The organism is Acidocella aminolytica 101 = DSM 11237 (assembly GCF_900129125.1).
Taxonomy (GTDB): domain Bacteria; phylum Pseudomonadota; class Alphaproteobacteria; order Acetobacterales; family Acetobacteraceae; genus Acidocella; species Acidocella aminolytica.
Genome location: NZ_FQVJ01000022.1, coordinates 33166 through 49282 on the forward strand (window position 1 = coordinate 33166; position 16117 = coordinate 49282).

Below are 16117 nucleotides of genomic sequence, written 5' to 3' on the forward strand. Positions count from 1 at the left end.
GTTCACTGAGCAACCTCCGCACGCACATCGGCATAGGTCGCCTCAAAGGCCTTCTTGGCCATTGCCGCAAACAGCTCGATCTCCGCTTCCGTGATGGTCAGCGGCGGGGAGAACAGCATGGTGTCACGCGTGGCGCGCATCATCAGCCCGTTACGGATGCAATGGTCACGGCAAATCGCGCCCACGCGGCCATTCTTCTCGAAGAATTTGCGAGTGCGCTTGTCTGCCGTCAGCTCAATGGCACCGATGAGCCCAACGCCGCGAACCTCGCCCACAATCGGCAGGTCGCCTACGGCCTCGTTCAGCTTCTCACGCAGCAGCGCGCCCTTGGCGGTAGCGCCCTCAACCAGCTTCTCGTTTTCCAGAATTTCGAGATTCTTCAGCGCCACAGCGCAGGAAACCGGATGACCGGAATAGGTGAAGCCGTGATAATACTCGCCGGTTTCGTTAATGAGCACATCCGCTACGCGGTTGTTCATCAGCATTGCGGAAAGCGGCAGGTAGCCAGAGGTGAGCCCCTTGGCGGTGGTCATCATGTCCGGCTTGATGCCGAAATAATCCGTGCCGAACCATTTGCCCGTGCGGCCATACCCACAAATCACTTCATCCGCGATCAGAAGAATATCGTACTGCTTGCAGATGCGATTGATTTCCGGCCAGTATGTCTCGGGCGGAATCAGCACACCGCCGGCACCCTGGATGGGCTCGCCAATAAAGGCGGCCACGTTCTCGGCACCGAGTTCGAGGATTTTCTTCTCAACTTCCTTGGCGGCGTAGAGGCCGAATTCCTCCGGGCTCATCTGTCCGCCCTTGCCGTACCAGTAAGGCGGCAGCACCTGCACGAAGTTCGGCATATCGCCGCCCTGGCGATGCATGTCCTTCATACCGCCGGCGGACGCACCGAGGGTGGTGGAACCGTGATAGCCATATTCACGGCCAATGATGATCTTCTTCTCCGGCTTGCCGAGCGTCTGCCAGTACACGCGCGCGGTGCGCAGGGCGGAATCCACAGCCTCGGACCCTGAGCAGGCGAAGAACACATGCTCGAACCCTTCCGGGGCGATCTGGGAGATCTTCTGCGCCAGCAGCACGGCGGGCTCGTTCGTGGTTTTGAAGAAGGTGTTGTAATAGGCCAGCTTGGACATTTGCTTGGTGGCGGCTTCCACTAAGTCCTGGCGGCCATATCCGGCGGCCACGCACCACAGCCCCGCCATGCCGTCCATGATCTTATTGCCATTGGAATCGTGCAGATACACGCCCTCGGCAGAGGTGATTAGACGGACACCCTGCTCGTGCAGCTCCTTATGGTCGGTGAACGGATGAAAATGGTGGGCGGCGTCCAGCGCCTGCCAGTCGATGCCGTGGTTAAGGTCGTCCAACATATTTATGCTCCGATAATTTCTGAAATGGAAAATGCCTGCACTACCAAGGCAGGCATGTCGGTTTTCAGAACCGGGGCGGGCTGAATCCAATCCGTGCGCAGAGAACGAGCATCTCTGCATGTAAATTAAGCGCAGTTGGTTGGGCTGCTGAATCCATATCCAAGCTTCGCATGCCCCAAAAAACCTAGCAAGATTTTTTTGCATCGTTTCCGCCTCCCCCAAAGAGAAGGCGGAGGCAGAGAATGCTTAAAACACCAGCCAGATTCCGCCAAAGAAGATGTTATTGGCCGAGGCCGAGCGGCCGCTGCCGTCGTAATTATGCGATAGCCCGTTGAAATAAGGGTAGAACGTGCCTTCCAGGAAGAATTTCGCATTCACCCAGGGGAAGATTTTCGGTCCGCCTTTATTGAAGGGATAATAATCCAGCTCGGTTGTGAAGCTGGCGGTGTTGGGTTTGCCATTGGCATTGCCGGTGATGGGGGCCGGGCCATACAGGCCGGAATCCGCATTGCCGGAAATATTGCTGAAGGATTCCGTCGCGCCGAGCACCTCATGCCAGAGGTAAGAGACAGTGACCGTTTCCTGATTCAGCGTGTCGTTCAGATTAGCGGTATCGCCCAGCGGGAAGCTCGCGCCCCAATGCTGGTTCTCATGATACCAGGCCACCTGCAGAGAGAGCGCCTGATTCGCGGTGATATGCTGAATCTGCGTATCCAACCCAATATCGGTGATGTCGTCCTTCGGCCCATGGGTGAAACCATCCGGGTAAGGATGCGCGACCAGACCGGACGTGCCGAATTCAAAGGAATTTTCTCCAACGCTGTGCTGGATGGCAAAGCGCCAGTAAGGAATCGTGCCGCCCACGCCATTGGCCGGCCCTGCCCCCAGCGCATACGCCGTGTGGCTGGGCAGGGATTTATACACATCCACCTCACCATAAAGCATATTCGCGGGGGTGATGTTATAAGCTGCGTAACCGCCTACGCCGAACACGGTTTGCGCCAGATTGCTGATTTCCAACCCAGCGGTGGGGCCAACGCCCAGCGCATCAGGGATGAAGGGATACCCCCAGGCGGGAAGCGTATTCCAGACATCAGTTACGCCCGGCGCGTTATTGAAGGTGACACCGTAAATAATCTGCCGCCCGCTGATTTTGGCGAGATGCGCGTCACGGATGTCCAGATTGTCCCAAGTGAATTGGTGGGCAATGCCATCATAAGTGCCCTGGACAAAGGCGCCGAGCCCCAGCCCTTTATCCAGTACACCACCATAGAACAGGCTGGTCTGCTGAATGGACCAGGCATGATTGCTCGGGAAATCCGGCGCCAGCCCGCCTGGCACCTTGTCTTTCAGATAGGTGAACCCCGCCTGCAGCATGGCGGAGAAATTATGGATACGGGGGTATTTCTGTTCCCCCAGCGTGTAGCCTTCAAGTTTGAACAGACGCCCGAATGGAGTGAGTTGCGGAAAGCCGATATGGCAGGCGTCGCAAGCCAAGCCAGTTTGTGCCGCGAAGGCTGGAATCGCCTCCGCGGGATGGCTGACCGCCAACGCCCCAGCCAATCCGGCCAGGGCGAGCGCAGTAGTTGAGAGACGATGGCAGCGCATTTTGTAATCTCCTGGATGGAAGCCGTGTTTTTTCTTGAACCAGCATTACGGATACATCTTAACAGCGCGCACCGCTTTGATATGCCGCAAAAACTACAACCTTATGGTATTTATACCCCCCTTGCCCACCGAGCCGGAGCGCGGCAAGACACCAGCATGTCCGATCTTGACCAGCTTTTAAATCAACGCGGCCGTGAGGCACGGTTTGGCGCCTATGTCACGGCGGTTTTGTTTGACGCCACGGGTTCGCCTGGCTTCGCCCTGGGCGATGGCACGCTGCGGCTGGGCCCTACTCACCAGACCATCACCGTGCATGACGGCGCGGCGATGAGCCTGGCCGCTCATCCCGCAGGCGGGTTTGTCACCGGCGGGGATGACGGACGGCTGATGCTGACCCAGCCGGACGGCACCGCGCGGGAGCTGGTGAAATTCGGCTCCAAATGGGTGGAACATGTGGCTGCCTTCGCGGGCAAGGGGCCGCTGCTGGCCGCCGCGGCAGGGAAAAATCTTTATGTGCTAAACCCGGCGGGCGAAGTGCTGAGAACCCTGGTGCATCCCTCCACCGTCACCGGCATCGCGTTTGATACCAAGGGCAAGCGCGTGGCGACCTCGCATTATAACGGGGCGAGCCTGTGGTTCACCGCCTCCGGCTCAGCCGCGCCACCGAAGCTGGAATGGAAAGGCAGCCATACCGGCGTGGCGCTGCACCCGGCGGGCGAGGCGCTGGTGACAACCATGCAGGAGAACGCCTTGCATGGCTGGACCCTGCCGGAAGGCAAGCACATGCGCATGTCCGGTTACCCGACCAAGCCTGAATCCATCGGCTTCACCAAATCCGGCCGCTGGCTGGCCACGGCGGGGGCGGAGAGCATTGTGCTGTGGCCGTTCTTCGGCGGCGGGCCGATGGGCAAGCCGCCCACCGAGTTGGGCATGGGCGATGGCATCGTGAAACGCATCGCCTGCCACCCGCAGCATGAGGTGGTGGCCGCCGGGTTCGATACCGGGCTGGTGCTGGTGGCGGATGTGGCGCGTGAACGTGTACTGCCGGTCTGCGGCCCGGGGCGCGGCACCGTATCCGCCTTGGCCTGGAGCGCCGATGGCGCCCAATTGGCCTTCGGGACCGAGGACGGGTTCGCCGCGATCGTGGATTTCAGCGGGAGCTAAACCCCCGCCCGCCAGAATACCCGTTCCGCCGTGCCGTGGAAAATTTCCGCCCGCATGGCGGGGTCGGGAAATAGCCGCCCCGCCAAAGCCAGTACCGCGCCGAAATCCAACCGCTCCGGCAGGCGCAGAAACGGCCAGTCCGATCCCCACATGCAGCGCCCTGGCCCAAAAGCCCGCAGCAGATCCGCCACCACTGGATGCGCGGCCTCAAACGGCCAGGGGAAAGGTGCGAATTTATGCAGGCCGGAGAGCTTGATCGTTGTTTCCGCCTCGCGTTCAGCTAGGCAGAGCAGCGCGCGGAAAGCAAAACCATCCAGGCCGGCAGGCAGATCCGGGCGGCCGCAATGGTCGATCACCACCCGCACATCCGAGGCTTCGATGAGGGACATGGCCTCAAACACCCCCTCACCCTCAAACTGGATGTCCAGCACCATATCGAGCGCGGCCAGCTTCTCGATCAACCCCGCATAGGCGCAGTAATGGCCGGGCGGATGCGCGGGCATCTGAAACGCCGCCCCCGCCACGCCCTGGGCTTGCAGCGCCTTTAAGTCATCAAATGAGATATCCGGCGGCAGCACCGCGATGCCGCGCCATTGCCCGCCTGACTGCGCTAGCGCGTCCAGCAACGCCGCATTATCCTCGGCATAGCCGGAGGTGGGCTGCACGAGCAACGCCTTTTCCACCCCATAGGCGGCCAGAACGGTCCGCAGATAATCCAGAGTGCCGATCTCTTGTCCCGTGGGGTTATAGGTGCTGTCCGCCTGATAGGGGAAACGCGCCGGGTCGGTTACATGCAGATGGGTGTCGATCTTGGGTTCAGCGACGAGCGCGGCGATATGGTCCATACCGCTAATTAACCGCACGGTGGAAAACTTGGCAAAACGGCCTCAGCCGCGCGCCATGCCCTCGCGGATCAGCAGCAGAATCACCAGAAAGAACTCAAACCCGAACACCCAGGTGGACACATCATGCCCGCGCGTGAAGGCGGCGGCATTTCCAGCCAAGCGCCAGGCGTCCAGACGCGGCAGCATCCAGAACCAACTCCACAACGTGGCCAGAATGGCAAAGCCCGGCACCATGGCCGACCGCAACCGCCGCAGCGACACATATCCGGCGCAAGAGAGCCCGGCAGTGATCAGGCAATAAAGATATAAAAACGGGAACGCCGTGCGGATGAACGGACCGGCCACGGACAGTGGCAGGCGGGTGAAGACCAGAGGGGCCATCACCGCGCCGAAAAACAGCATCCCGCCCGCCAAAAGGCCAAGCCCGGTGAGGGACAGGATGCTGCCGAAACGCCGCATTAGTAGCGGTACAGCTCGTGCTTGAAGGGGCCCTGGACGTTGAGGCCCAGATAATCCGCCTGCTTCTGGCTCAGTTGGGTCAGCTTGGCGCCGACCTTAGCCAGATGAAGAGCTGCCACCTTCTCGTCCAGATGGCGGGGTAGCACATAAACCTGCTTCTCATACTTGCCTTCCGGCGCGGTCCACAGCTCAATCTGCGCCAGCACCTGGTTGGTGAAGCTGGCCGACATCACGAAGCTCGGGTGGCCCGTGGCGTTGCCGAGATTTACCAGCCGCCCCTCGGAGAGCACGATCAGGCGCTTGCCGTCGGGGAACACCACCTCGTCCACCTGCGGCTTCACGTTCTCCCATTTATAGTTCCGCAGACTCTCGATCTGAATCTCAGAGTCGAAATGCCCGATATTGCAGACGATGGCACGGTGCTTCATGGCGCGCATATGGTCGGCGGTAATCACGTCGACATTGCCGGTGGCGGTCACGAAGATGTCACCCACAGGGGCGGCGTCTTCCATGGTCACCACCTCATAGCCTTCCATGGCGGCCTGCAAGGCGCAGATCGGGTCGATCTCACTTACCTTCACGCGGCAACCGGCATTGCGCAGCGACGCGGCGGACCCCTTACCCACATCGCCAAAGCCGCACACCACGGCCACCTTGCCGGACATCATCACGTCCGTGCCACGCCGGATGCCATCCACCAAGCTCTCGCGACAGCCATAGAGGTTGTCGAACTTGGACTTGGTGACGCTGTCATTCACGTTGATGGCGGGCACCAGCAGCTTGCCAGCCTTGGCCATCTCCCAGAGCCGGTGCACGCCGGTGGTGGTCTCCTCGGAAATTCCGCGCACATCCTTTAGCATTCCGGGATATTTGTCGTGCATGAGCTGCGTAACGTCGCCGCCATCATCCAGGATCATGTTCGGCGTCCAGCCATCCGGGCCGCGCAGGGTCTGCTCAATGCACCACCAAAATTCTTCCTCGCTCAGGCCCTTCCAAGCGAACACGGGAATTCCGGCGGCGGCAATGGCGGCGGCGGCCTGATCCTGCGTGGAGAAGATGTTGCAGGAGGACCAGCGCACGGAAGCGCCCAACGTCACCAGCGTCTCGATCAGCACAGCAGTCTGGATGGTCATGTGCAGACACCCGACGATACGGGCTCCGGCCAGCGGCTTGGATTGGCCGTATTCCTTACGCAGCGCCATCAGGCCGGGCATTTCGTCCTCGGCCATCGAAATTTCCTTGCGGCCCCACTCAGCCAGGGAGATGTCCTTGACCTTATAATCCGTGGGCAAGTTGGCGTCGGGCATGGGGCGTCGTCCTTACAGATGAAATTCTGGCGCAACATCTATGCGCTCAGGTGCCCAATGCCAACCTTTCAGGGCCCAGGTTTCCGCAAAGACGCGAAATAGTCAGCTACGTCCTTGCGTTGATCCAGGGTCAAGGCCCCGGCGATGGAGCGCATCAGCGACGTGCCGCCCTGCCCCGCCGCCATCATGTTCAAGGCCGACACAATATCCCCCGCTGACCGCCCCGCCAAAGCGGGCGCGCCGGTGGAAGGTTTGCCCTGCCCATCCTCACCATGGCAGGCGGCGCAGGGCAGCGCACCATTGCCGTTGCCATGCAGCACAATCTGCTTACCCGCGGGCGCCGCCGCCGCCAGCAGCAGTAGCGGCGCGTAACGCAGGCGCTTCATTGCCCGCTGGGGCCCGCTGGGCCGTAAACCGGCATGGTCAGCAGCAGGGCGGTGCCATCCTTGAATTTCAGCGTCACCGGCACACGCTCATCCAGTTTCATGTTGGGTTTCATGCACATCAAATGATACCCGCCTTGCTCGAACTTCACCTCGCCATGGGCGGGGACCTTGATACTGTCCACCTTCACCATCATTTCCGTGCCGCTTTTATCCTCGCTTTTATGCAGCATCAACGTGCCGCAATCCGGCGAGCTGGCGCCGGTAAGAATCGCGTCGCTTTCGCTGTCGTTATGCAGGGTCATATAGCCGCCAGCAGGCACGCTGGGCAGCAAATAGCGGATCCAGGCATTGGAGACACTGAGTTGGGCATAAGCGGGCGCCGCCGCCGCCAAAAGGCAAGGCACTGCCAGAAGCACGAGGGAATGTTTCATGCCGGCAGGCTAGACCAATCCATGCCACGCGGGAAGCTTGCTTTGTTGCCATTCTGCTGAACGCGGCGCAAAACGCGGGTCATGGACCATTTCCGCCTCGCCGATGCCGCCTGCGCCACGCGGCGCATGTTTGTCCGCGACCTACTGCTGGACGCGCAGATTGGTGTCTATGCCCATGAGCATGGCCGCACCCAGCGTGTACGGGTGAATCTCGACCTCGCGGTGGAGGATGACGGCGCCGCCAACATTTCCCGCCCCGCCGTGGGGGCTGATGATCTCGGCCGGGTTGTGGATTACGACACTGTGATCAATGCCGTGCGCCAGATTATCGCCGCGGGCCACGTACAGCTTGTGGAAACGTTGGCCGAGCGCGTGGCCGAGGCCTGCCTCGCCAACCCGCGCGTACGGGTGGCTCGGGTGATGGTGGAAAAGCTGGACGTAATCGCCGATGCCGCCAGTGTGGGCGTGGAAATCGAACGCCGCAACAGCTAGTTTTCCACGGCCCGGAATTGTGCCGGATCAACGGGTTTCAGCCCGGTCTGAAGACGGGGATAATTCATTCAACGAATGTTAATTTTGTTTAAAATCAGCATGTTAACTGTGAGTAATAGCGTCAACCCTTGCGCCGAGTCGCCGCTCGGGAAAGGTCTCGTTTTCGACCCCCGGCACAGATCTTCCACAAACTTATCCACAGGGCGGAGGGGATAAGTTGGAGACTCCGCAAACAGGCGTCACGGTGATTGAAACAGCGCTGGAAACCATGCCGGGTAACCCCGGCGTGTACCGGATGTTGGATACCAAGGGCGACGCACTTTATGTCGGCAAGGCGCGCAACCTCAAGAAGCGCGTGACCTCCTACACACAGATCAACCGCCTGCCAGAGCGGCTGCGGCGCATGGTGGCTGACACGGCCGCCATGGAAATCCTCACCACCCACACGGAAGCGGAAGCGCTGCTGCTTGAGGCCAACCTCATCAAACGCCTGAAGCCACGTTACAATATTCTGCTGCGGGACGATAAAACCTATCCCTGGCTGGTGCTCACGGCAGGACAGGACTTTCCGCGCATCGGCAAACATCGCGGCGCGCAGAACAAGTCCGATCTGTATTGGGGGCCGTTCGCGTCAGTCTGGGCGGTGAACCAAACCGTGCAGGCCTTGCAGCGCGTGTTTCTGCTCCGCACCTGCGCGGATACGGTCTTTGCCAACCGCACCCGGCCTTGTTTGCTGTTTCAGATTAAACGCTGCTGCGCGCCCTGCGTGGGCCGGGTGAGTGCTGAGGAATATGGAGCGCTGGTGGCCCAGGCCAAGGATTTCCTGAGGGGAAAGACCGGCGCGGTAAAGAAAGACCTTGCTACCGCAATGCAGCAAGCCGCTGAAAATCTTGAGTTTGAACGCGCCGCCGCCCTGCGGGACCGGATTCGCGGACTAGCCTATGTGCAGGGCAATGAGGTCATCAACCCTGAGAGCTTGGGCGAGGCGGATGTCTTCGCGCTTTATCAGCAGGCAGGTCAGGCCTGCGTGCAGGTGTTCTTTATCAGGGGCGGGCGCAATAACGGCAATCGCAGTTTCTTCCCCGCCACCACGAAGGAGGACGGGCCGGAGGACGTGCTGGCCGCCTTCATCGCGCAGTTTTACGACGACAAACCGCCCCCACCGCAGATTTTGCTGAACCATGCCGCGGCGGAGCAGGGTTTGCTGGAAGACGCGTTGAGCCTGAAGGCGGACCGGCGCGTGCATATCATGCTCCCTCAACGCGGCGAGAAGGCCGATGTGGTGGCCCACGCCGCCACCAACGCGCGCGAGGCGCTAGAGCGCAAGCTGGCCGAGACCGCCGGGCAAGGCAAGCTGCTGGCGGCCGTGGGGGAGCTGTTCGGCCTGGCCGAAACGCCCAAGCGCATCGAGACCTACGACAACTCCCACATCATGGGCAGCAACGCGTATGGCGTGATGGTGGTGGCCGGACCGGAAGGGCCGATGAAATCCGCCTACCGCAAATTCGCCATCAAAAGCGCCATCACCCCAGGGGACGATTTCGCAATGATGCGCGAGGTGCTGCAACGTCGCTTTGGCCGCGCGCTGGAGGAAGACCCGGACCGCACCGGCGAAGCCTGGCCGGATCTGGTACTGATTGATGGCGGCGCCGGACAGCTTTCCGCCGCCAAGGCGGTGATGGCGGATCTGGGGCTGGAGGATATCCCGATGGTCGGCATCGCCAAGGGGCCGGACCGCGATGCTGGACGCGAATGGTTCCACATGGAACATCGCGAGCCCTTCCAACTGCCGCCGCGCGACCCGGTTCTGTACTTCCTGCAACGTCTGCGGGATGAGGCGCACCGCTTCGCCATCACCACCCATCGCGCCGCGCGCAGCCGCAAGATCAGCGTCTCGGAGCTGGATGAGGTCCCCGGAATTGGTGCGGCGCGAAAAAAAGCGCTGCTGCTGCATTTTGGCTCCGCGCGGGGGGTCAAAGGGGCCGGGTTGAAGGATTTGGAGGCGGTTTCCGGCATCAACCGCGCCACGGCACGGGCGGTCTATGCTTTCTTCCACCCTGGCGTGCGGCTGGAGGATTAGCCCCTCCCCTTGGCTTCGCGCGTGGAATGGCTAAGGTCGCCATGAAGAGACAATTAAAAAGGGGGATTGGATGAGCCAGACAGATTGGACGGATGTGAAGAATCTGGCAGCCAGCGCGCCGGACATACGTTCCCTTTTCACGGCGGATGCTGACCGCTTCACCCGGTTTTCCGCGCATGGCGCCGGGATTTTGCTGGATTATTCCAAAACCTCGCTGACGGATGAAAGCCTGGCCGCGTTGCTGCGCCTAGCCCGCGAGGCGGGCGTGGAAACCAAACGCGACGCAATGTTCACGGGCGAGATCATCAACATAACCGAGCAGCGGGCGGTGCTGCATACCGCCCTGCGCGCACCCGCGAATGCCAGTATTCTGGTCGCGGGCCGGAATGTGGTGCCGGATGTGTGGGAGACGCTGGACCGGTTTCTGACCTTTGCCGAAGCCGTGCGCGGCGGCAGTATCGCCGCTTCGGACGGCAAGGCGTTCACCGATGTGGTGAATATCGGCATAGGCGGCTCCGACCTTGGCCCGGCCATGGTCACCGGCGCTCTGGCCCCATACCATGACGGGCCGCACCTGCATTTTGTCTCCAACGTGGATAGCGCGCATCTGGCTGACACGTTGCGCGAGCTGGACCCGGCGCGGACCTTGTTCATTGTCGCGTCCAAAACCTTCACCACGGTGGAGACCATGACCAATGCCGGGTCCGCCCGGCACTGGCTGGCCAAGGCGCTGGGTGAGGATGCGGTGGGGGCGCATTTCTGCGCCGTTTCCACAGCCCTGGACAAATGCGCGGCCTTTGGTATTGCACCGGACCGGATTTTCGGGTTCTGGGACTGGGTGGGCGGGCGCTATTCCGTCTGGTCCTCTGTCGGGCTGCCGGTGGCCATTGCCATCGGGGCGACGAATTTCCGGGCCTTCCTGGCGGGCGCGCGGGAGATGGATGAACATTTCCGCACCGCGCCCCTGGAGCAGAACCTGCCCGTGCTGCTGGCGCTGGTGGGGGTATGGCACCGCGACGGGCTGGGGTATCCGGCAAGGGCCATCCTGCCTTACGACCAACGGCTATCGCGCTTCGCGGCGTATCTCCAGCAGCTCGACATGGAATCCAACGGCAAGCGCGTGACGCGTGAGGGCGAGCCGGTTGCCCATGCCACCGGCCCGCTGGTGTTTGGCGAACCCGGAACCAATGGCCAGCACGCCTTCTACCAGCTGATCCATCAAGGGACGGATGTGATTCCCTGCGAATTCTATATCGCCGCCCAGGGGCATGAACCGGAGTTGGCCGCGCATCACGACCTGTTGATCGCCAACTGCCTGGCCCAGATGCAGGCCCTGCTGCTGGGCCGGACCTTGAGCGAAGCAGGGGGCAACCCGCACCGCGTATTCCCTGGCAACCGCCCTTCGCTGGTCACTGCCTATGAAAAGTTGGATCCGGCGACCATGGGCAAGCTGATTGCCCTGTATGAACATCGTGTGTTCACCGAAGCGGCGCTGTGGAACATTAACGCCTTCGACCAATGGGGCGTGGAGCTGGGCAAGGAACTCGCTACCCGCCTGCTGCCGGTGGTGGAAGGCAAGCAGAAAGCCGCCGCTGACAGCTCAACGGCGGGATTGGTCAGCTTTCTGCGTGGCTCTGGTGCAGCGCCTCAACCCGTCTGAGCAGGTCTGTAAAAGAAAAGGGCTTGGCAATGTAATCATCGCCGCCCGCTTCCAACCCGGCCATGAGGTCCTGCAGCTCACCATGACCGGAGAGAAACAAGGCCGGTGTGGTCACTTGCCGGTCCCGCAGATGGCGCAGTAGATCCGCGCCATCCATCCCACAGGGTAATTGACGGTCGAAAATCATCACATCGAACCGCTCCGCCATAGCGAGGCTAAGGCCGTTCTGACCGTCAGAGGAGCGGGTGACGTGATGGTTCGATTCTTTCATACCCACCGTCACCAAGCTGGCCACGGCATCATCATCCTCAATAAGTAATATCCGCATGAAGTATCTAACGCTCCGTTGGCATATGGCCGGTATATGATTGCGGGGCTTGTGCTAAACTTACCAACAATTGAATGTACGTCCAGAAATGGAAGACGGATCACCCTCACGCGGCATGGCGGCCAAACCCGCAGCCTGCACAACAGAAGCCGCCACGGTAGAAAAATTTGCCGCGCGTGTCGCACACGACTTTAATAATCTGCTGACCGGGGTTCTCGGCCATCTGGAGCTTGTGGAATTGCGCGCCGCGCAAAATCCGCAAGACGGGGTGGACAGCCTGATTGCCGGGGCGCGGCAGGCCAGCGGGCGGGCGGCGGAACTGGCCCGGCGGCTAGTGTTATTCTCCGGTCATACATTGCACGAGCGGGAACCCATCCCCCTCGCCCCTCTGCTGCAAGAGCTGGCGATCCGGCCTGATTGCAAGGGGCTGGATTTAAAGCTACCGGATGAAACACTGTGCGTGGCAGCCGATACCTGCGGGCTACGCCAGGCCGTGCTGGAACTTCTGGCCAACGCGTTTGAAACCGGGACCACTGTGCACCTGACGGCGGGCGTCGAATCGGGCCGGGTGGTGGTGACTGTGCGGGATGAGGGGGCCGGTATGACCCCGGAGATTTTGGCCCGTGCGGGGGAGCCTTTATTCACCACGCGCAGCAATGGCGCCGGGCGCGGGCTTGGGCTGGCCATTGCGCGGCGCGTGGCCGAGCACGCGGGCGGGACGCTGGACCTGGCGAGCGACCCCCAGAAAGGCTGCACCGCGCGGCTGATTTTTCCAATAATGTGAAAGTGGCTGGGACGGGAGGATTCGAACCTCCGCATGGCGGAATCAAAATCCGCTGCCTTACCGCTTGGCTACGTCCCAACGTGTGCGGGCTCTCATAATCCGGTCTGGGGCGGCTGGTAAAGCCCCCCACCCCACCGCCACCAGCTTTCTTGCGGAATTTGTGCGGCGGCGGCCTCGGCTTCGGCCGGTGTAGCAAACAGCGCGAAGCAGGTGGCGCCCGAGCCGCTCATGCGCGCCAGCAAAACCCCGGGTAAGGTGGACAAGGTGGCGAGCACCTCGCCAATCACCGGCTGAATGGTAATGGCGGCGGCTTGCAGGTCGTTGGTGCAGCGCTTGAGGGCGGAAGCCATCGCGGCTGCGTTGGGCCAGATGGCGGGCAGCATGGGAGCCGGGGTAAAGCCGCCGCGCCGTGCCTTGAACACGGAAGGGGTAGGCACCGCCACACCGGGATTCACCAGCACCATGCCAAATTCCGGCAGGCGCGGCGCGGGGGCCAGAACCTCGCCAATGCCCTGCATTCGCGCGGGAATGGAGCGCAGGCATACCGGCACGTCAGCCCCCAGGTGCAGCGCGAGCGCGGGCAAATCCGCTCCCTGCACGCCCCATAATTTGCACAAGGCCCGCAGGCAGGCCGCCGCATCCGCTGAGCCGCCGCCAATGCCCGAGGCGACAGGCAGGTTTTTCTCCAGCGCCAAGGCGGCGCCGCTGTCCTGCGCCAGAGAGCGGGCAGCTTGCAGCAGCAGATTATCCGCCTCGCCTTCCAGCGCCGCGCCAAACGGACCGCTAAGGCTCAACGAGAGGGACGCTGCCTCCGAGACCGTGACCTTGTCCCCCACGGCGGGGAAAACCGCCAAACTGTCCAGCAAATGATACCCGTCCGACCGTTTGCCGGTGACGTGCAGATACAGATTGACCTTGGCCGGCGCGAAAGAGGTAAGGCTCATGGCGCGGCGGGGGCGGATGTCTGGTTGATCTTGGCCTCAAGCTCCGCTTTCAACGCCGGGTCCGGGTTCAGGTTCAACGCCCGGTCCCATTGATACACGGCCTGAAGCGTAAGTCCGGCCTGGGCGAATGCATCCCCCAGATGCGCGTTGACTTCCGCATCGTCCGGGGAGAGCTGAACCGCCTGGATCAGCACGGTGAGCGCCTGTTTGGTGTTGCCGCGCTTCAGCTCGATAAAGCCCAGCGAATCCAGCACCGCACCGTCATTCGGGTCCAGCGCGACAGCTTTTTTCAGCATCGCCTTCGCCTGATCCAGCTTTTCACCGCGTTTGGCCCAGCTATAGCCGAGATAATTCAGCACATAAGGCTGGTTGGGCGAAAGGCTCAGCGCCTTTTGGATATCCGGCTCGGCGGCAGCCCAGTTGCCCATCTGGTCCTCGCAGATGCCCCGGTCGAAAAAGAGCGGCCAAGCATTGGCGGGCGGCGGGTCGCCAACGGCGGCTATGGCTTTTTGATAATAAGGCAGCGCCAGATTGCACTGGTTGGCGGTGCGGCGGATGTCACCGGCGGCGGCCAGCAGTCCTGCATTATGCGGGTAGCTGGTCAGAATCCGGTCCAGCAGCGCTACTGCCTGATTCGGCTCCCCCAGCATGGCGTGGAGCGAGGCCTCCTGCACCGCCGCCGGGCCGTAAAGCGGGTCAGAAGGTTGGATGGGCCCCAGCGTGGCAAGCGCGTTTTCAATCTGCACCCGGGTTGGGGTGTAGCTCGGGTCATCGCCGTTGATCTGGGTATTGGCCAAAATCAGCCGGGCGGCGGAAAGATTGGGCCGCAGCTCCAGCGCGAAGCGCAGAAACACGGTGCGCAGAAACACCGCCTGCGGCTGTGAGAGCGAGGCGGCAAGGGTAAGGTAAGCCTCCGCCATGCCCTGCGCCGGAGTGGAGATAACCGGCGCGTTCATCTGCTGGCGCAGCTGCGGCAAGGCGATGGCCAGGTCCGGGTGCGCGGCCACCAGCGCCGCCAGTACCGCCTCCGCTTGGCCACGGTCTCCCTGGCGAGCATACCAGCTTGCGAGAATCTGGGCGAGGCGCAGATTGGGCGAGGCGGGCGACACCGCGCCATATAGCTCGGCGGCGCTCTTGGTATCCCCCGCCGCATCAGCGATCAGCGCCGCGTTAAGCAAATAAACCGCCCCGAACGCGCTATTATTGAAGGAGGGTTGCAAAATTTTCGGCGCCTCCTGCTCGTTACCCTGGCCAAATTGCGTCCAGGCCAGCAGCAGCGGCTGGATCAGCGCCGCCAGTTGGTCATCAGGCAGGTTTTGAAAATATGTTTTGGCCGTTGCGTAATCGCCATTGAGAGCGGCCTCGTTACCGCGCAGCAGCAAGGCTAGGGGATTGTCCGGCAGAAGCGGGGCCAGATGCACGGCCTCCTGGCTGCCGGACAGCACCCCGGCCAGAAACCCGCCGCGCACAAGCCGCCGATTCGCCGGGTCGGCCTGCAAGGCCAAAGCATAATAGCGCGCCGCGCTGGCCGGGTCGCCAGCCGTATCCGCGTAGCGCGCCGCCAAAAAGGCGCCCAGCGCCGGGTCCGGCTTGGTTTTGACAGTGGCGGGCGCGCCGATTCCCGGCCCCGCCGCACAGGCTGAAAGCAGAATACAGGCAGCAATGGCGGCACGGCCGAACGGCAAGGAGATGCGCATGATCTTTCTCTAGCAGCGCCGCCGCGCCCCGGCAAAAGCTTGACTTGCTTGTTCAGGCTTCAAGGCTGGGCTAGGCTTGGCGCATGGAACCGGGGTTTGAAGCCACCACGAGCGACATCACCGTGCAGGTGCGCGTGGCTTATCTGGATGAACAGTCCAAGCCTGAGGCCGGGCAATATTTCTGGGCCTATCACGTCACCATCATTAATGGTGGCGGCGAGATCGTGCAGCTGCTCAAACGCACATGGCTGATTACCAATGCCCAGGGCCAGGTGCAGCGTGTGCATGGCCAGGGCGTGGTGGGCGAACAGCCGGTGTTAAGACCCGGTGAACAGTTTGAATATACATCCGGCACCCCACTGGCCACCGCCACCGGGTTCATGGTCGGCACCTACCACATGCAGCGCCTGCCCTCCGGCGTGGCGTTTGATGTGGCGGTGCCCGCCTTCAGCCTGGACAGCCCGCACCAGGATACAAAGTTGCATTAACTTTGCTGGTGGATTGATCTAGCCCGCCCATATAACCGTAAACATTATGGCCTTTTGGGCAT

General features: G+C 61.8%; 16 protein-coding genes and 1 tRNA gene. 6 read left to right on the forward strand and 11 right to left on the reverse strand.

Annotation, left to right across the window (positions count from 1 at the left end):
• Positions 1 to 2 precede the first annotated feature (2 nt).
• Together BUB54_RS12225 and BUB54_RS12230 are read right to left on the reverse strand one after the other, a co-directional pair.
• Positions 3 to 1382, reverse strand: coding sequence for an aspartate aminotransferase family protein (locus BUB54_RS12225; protein ID WP_048880284.1), 1380 nt, complete (start codon positions 1380 to 1382; stop codon positions 3 to 5).
• Between the two features lie 246 nt (positions 1383 to 1628).
• Positions 1629 to 2990, reverse strand: a complete 1362-nt coding sequence (locus BUB54_RS12230) for a hypothetical protein (protein ID WP_048880285.1) — start codon at positions 2988 to 2990, stop codon at positions 1629 to 1631.
• Between the two features lie 156 nt (positions 2991 to 3146).
• On the opposite strand from BUB54_RS12230, the gene BUB54_RS12235 reads away from it, so the two are divergent.
• Positions 3147 to 4154, forward strand: a complete 1008-nt coding sequence (locus tag BUB54_RS12235) for a WD40 repeat domain-containing protein (RefSeq protein WP_048880303.1) — start codon at positions 3147 to 3149, stop codon at positions 4152 to 4154.
• On the opposite strand, the gene BUB54_RS12240 is transcribed toward BUB54_RS12235, so the two are convergent.
• From BUB54_RS12240 to BUB54_RS12260, 5 genes are all read right to left on the reverse strand, one after another.
• Positions 4151 to 4999: an amidohydrolase family protein gene (locus BUB54_RS12240; RefSeq protein ID WP_048880286.1), complete on the reverse strand. Its 849-nt coding sequence runs from the start codon at positions 4997 to 4999 to the stop codon at positions 4151 to 4153. The two genes, BUB54_RS12235 and BUB54_RS12240, sit on opposite strands and share 4 nt — an antisense overlap.
• 42 nt (positions 5000 to 5041) lie before the next feature.
• Positions 5042 to 5458 carry a DUF4149 domain-containing protein gene (locus BUB54_RS12245; protein ID WP_048880287.1) on the reverse strand — a complete coding sequence of 139 codons (417 nt, stop codon included), beginning with the start codon at positions 5456 to 5458 and terminating at the stop codon, positions 5042 to 5044.
• Positions 5458 to 6765 (reverse strand): adenosylhomocysteinase, encoded by a 1308-nt coding sequence (gene ahcY, locus BUB54_RS12250; RefSeq protein WP_048880288.1) that lies wholly within the window; start codon positions 6763 to 6765, stop codon positions 5458 to 5460. The genes BUB54_RS12245 and ahcY overlap by 1 nt, the downstream gene beginning before the upstream one ends.
• A gap of 68 nt (positions 6766 to 6833) precedes the next feature.
• Positions 6834 to 7151: a c-type cytochrome gene (locus BUB54_RS12255; RefSeq protein WP_052948447.1), complete on the reverse strand. Its 318-nt coding sequence runs from the start codon at positions 7149 to 7151 to the stop codon at positions 6834 to 6836.
• On the reverse strand, positions 7148 to 7582 hold the full coding sequence (locus BUB54_RS12260; protein ID WP_048880289.1) for a copper chaperone PCu(A)C: 435 nt from the start codon (positions 7580 to 7582) through the stop codon (positions 7148 to 7150). Before BUB54_RS12260 ends, BUB54_RS12255 begins: the two co-directional genes overlap by 4 nt.
• An 81-nt stretch (positions 7583 to 7663) precedes the next feature.
• Here BUB54_RS12260 and folB point away from each other — a divergent pair, with 81 nt between their 5' ends.
• The 3 genes from folB to pgi all read left to right on the forward strand — a co-directional run bounded on the left by folB (position 7664) and on the right by pgi (position 11814).
• A complete protein-coding gene (gene folB, locus BUB54_RS12265; protein WP_048880290.1) occupies positions 7664 to 8074 on the forward strand; it encodes a dihydroneopterin aldolase in 411 nt (136 codons plus the stop codon).
• Between the two features lie 217 nt (positions 8075 to 8291).
• Positions 8292 to 10154, forward strand: coding sequence for an excinuclease ABC subunit UvrC (gene uvrC, locus BUB54_RS12270; protein WP_048880291.1), 1863 nt, complete (start codon positions 8292 to 8294; stop codon positions 10152 to 10154).
• Positions 10155 to 10224: 70 nt separating this feature from the next.
• Positions 10225 to 11814 carry a glucose-6-phosphate isomerase gene (pgi, locus tag BUB54_RS12275; protein WP_048880292.1) on the forward strand — a complete coding sequence of 530 codons (1590 nt, stop codon included), beginning with the start codon at positions 10225 to 10227 and terminating at the stop codon, positions 11812 to 11814.
• Here the strand turns inward: pgi and BUB54_RS12280 are convergent.
• Positions 11771 to 12142: a response regulator transcription factor gene (locus BUB54_RS12280; protein ID WP_048880305.1), complete on the reverse strand. Its 372-nt coding sequence runs from the start codon at positions 12140 to 12142 to the stop codon at positions 11771 to 11773. The genes pgi and BUB54_RS12280 overlap by 44 nt on opposite strands.
• Positions 12143 to 12230: 88 nt before the next feature.
• Here BUB54_RS12280 and BUB54_RS12285 point away from each other — a divergent pair, with 88 nt between their 5' ends.
• Complete coding sequence (locus tag BUB54_RS12285; protein WP_082075783.1) at positions 12231 to 12926, forward strand: sensor histidine kinase; 696 nt, start codon at positions 12231 to 12233, stop codon at positions 12924 to 12926.
• A 3-nt stretch (positions 12927 to 12929) separates the two neighbouring features.
• On the opposite strand, the gene BUB54_RS12290 is transcribed toward BUB54_RS12285, so the two are convergent.
• From BUB54_RS12290 to BUB54_RS12300, 3 genes are all read right to left on the reverse strand, one after another.
• A tRNA-Gln gene (locus tag BUB54_RS12290) sits at positions 12930 to 13004 on the reverse strand.
• Between the two features lie 14 nt (positions 13005 to 13018).
• The gene (locus BUB54_RS12295; protein WP_048880294.1) at positions 13019 to 13870 is read right to left on the reverse strand and encodes a 4-(cytidine 5'-diphospho)-2-C-methyl-D-erythritol kinase; all 852 of its coding nucleotides are present in this window, start codon (positions 13868 to 13870) and stop codon (positions 13019 to 13021) included.
• Complete coding sequence (locus BUB54_RS12300; RefSeq protein WP_048880295.1) at positions 13867 to 15567, reverse strand: tetratricopeptide repeat protein; 1701 nt, start codon at positions 15565 to 15567, stop codon at positions 13867 to 13869. The genes BUB54_RS12295 and BUB54_RS12300 overlap by 4 nt, the downstream gene beginning before the upstream one ends.
• Before the next feature lie 83 nt (positions 15568 to 15650).
• Here BUB54_RS12300 and apaG point away from each other — a divergent pair, with 83 nt between their 5' ends.
• Complete coding sequence (gene apaG / locus BUB54_RS12305) at positions 15651 to 16055, forward strand: Co2+/Mg2+ efflux protein ApaG (protein ID WP_048880296.1); 405 nt, start codon at positions 15651 to 15653, stop codon at positions 16053 to 16055.
• Positions 16056 to 16117 lie beyond the last annotated feature (62 nt).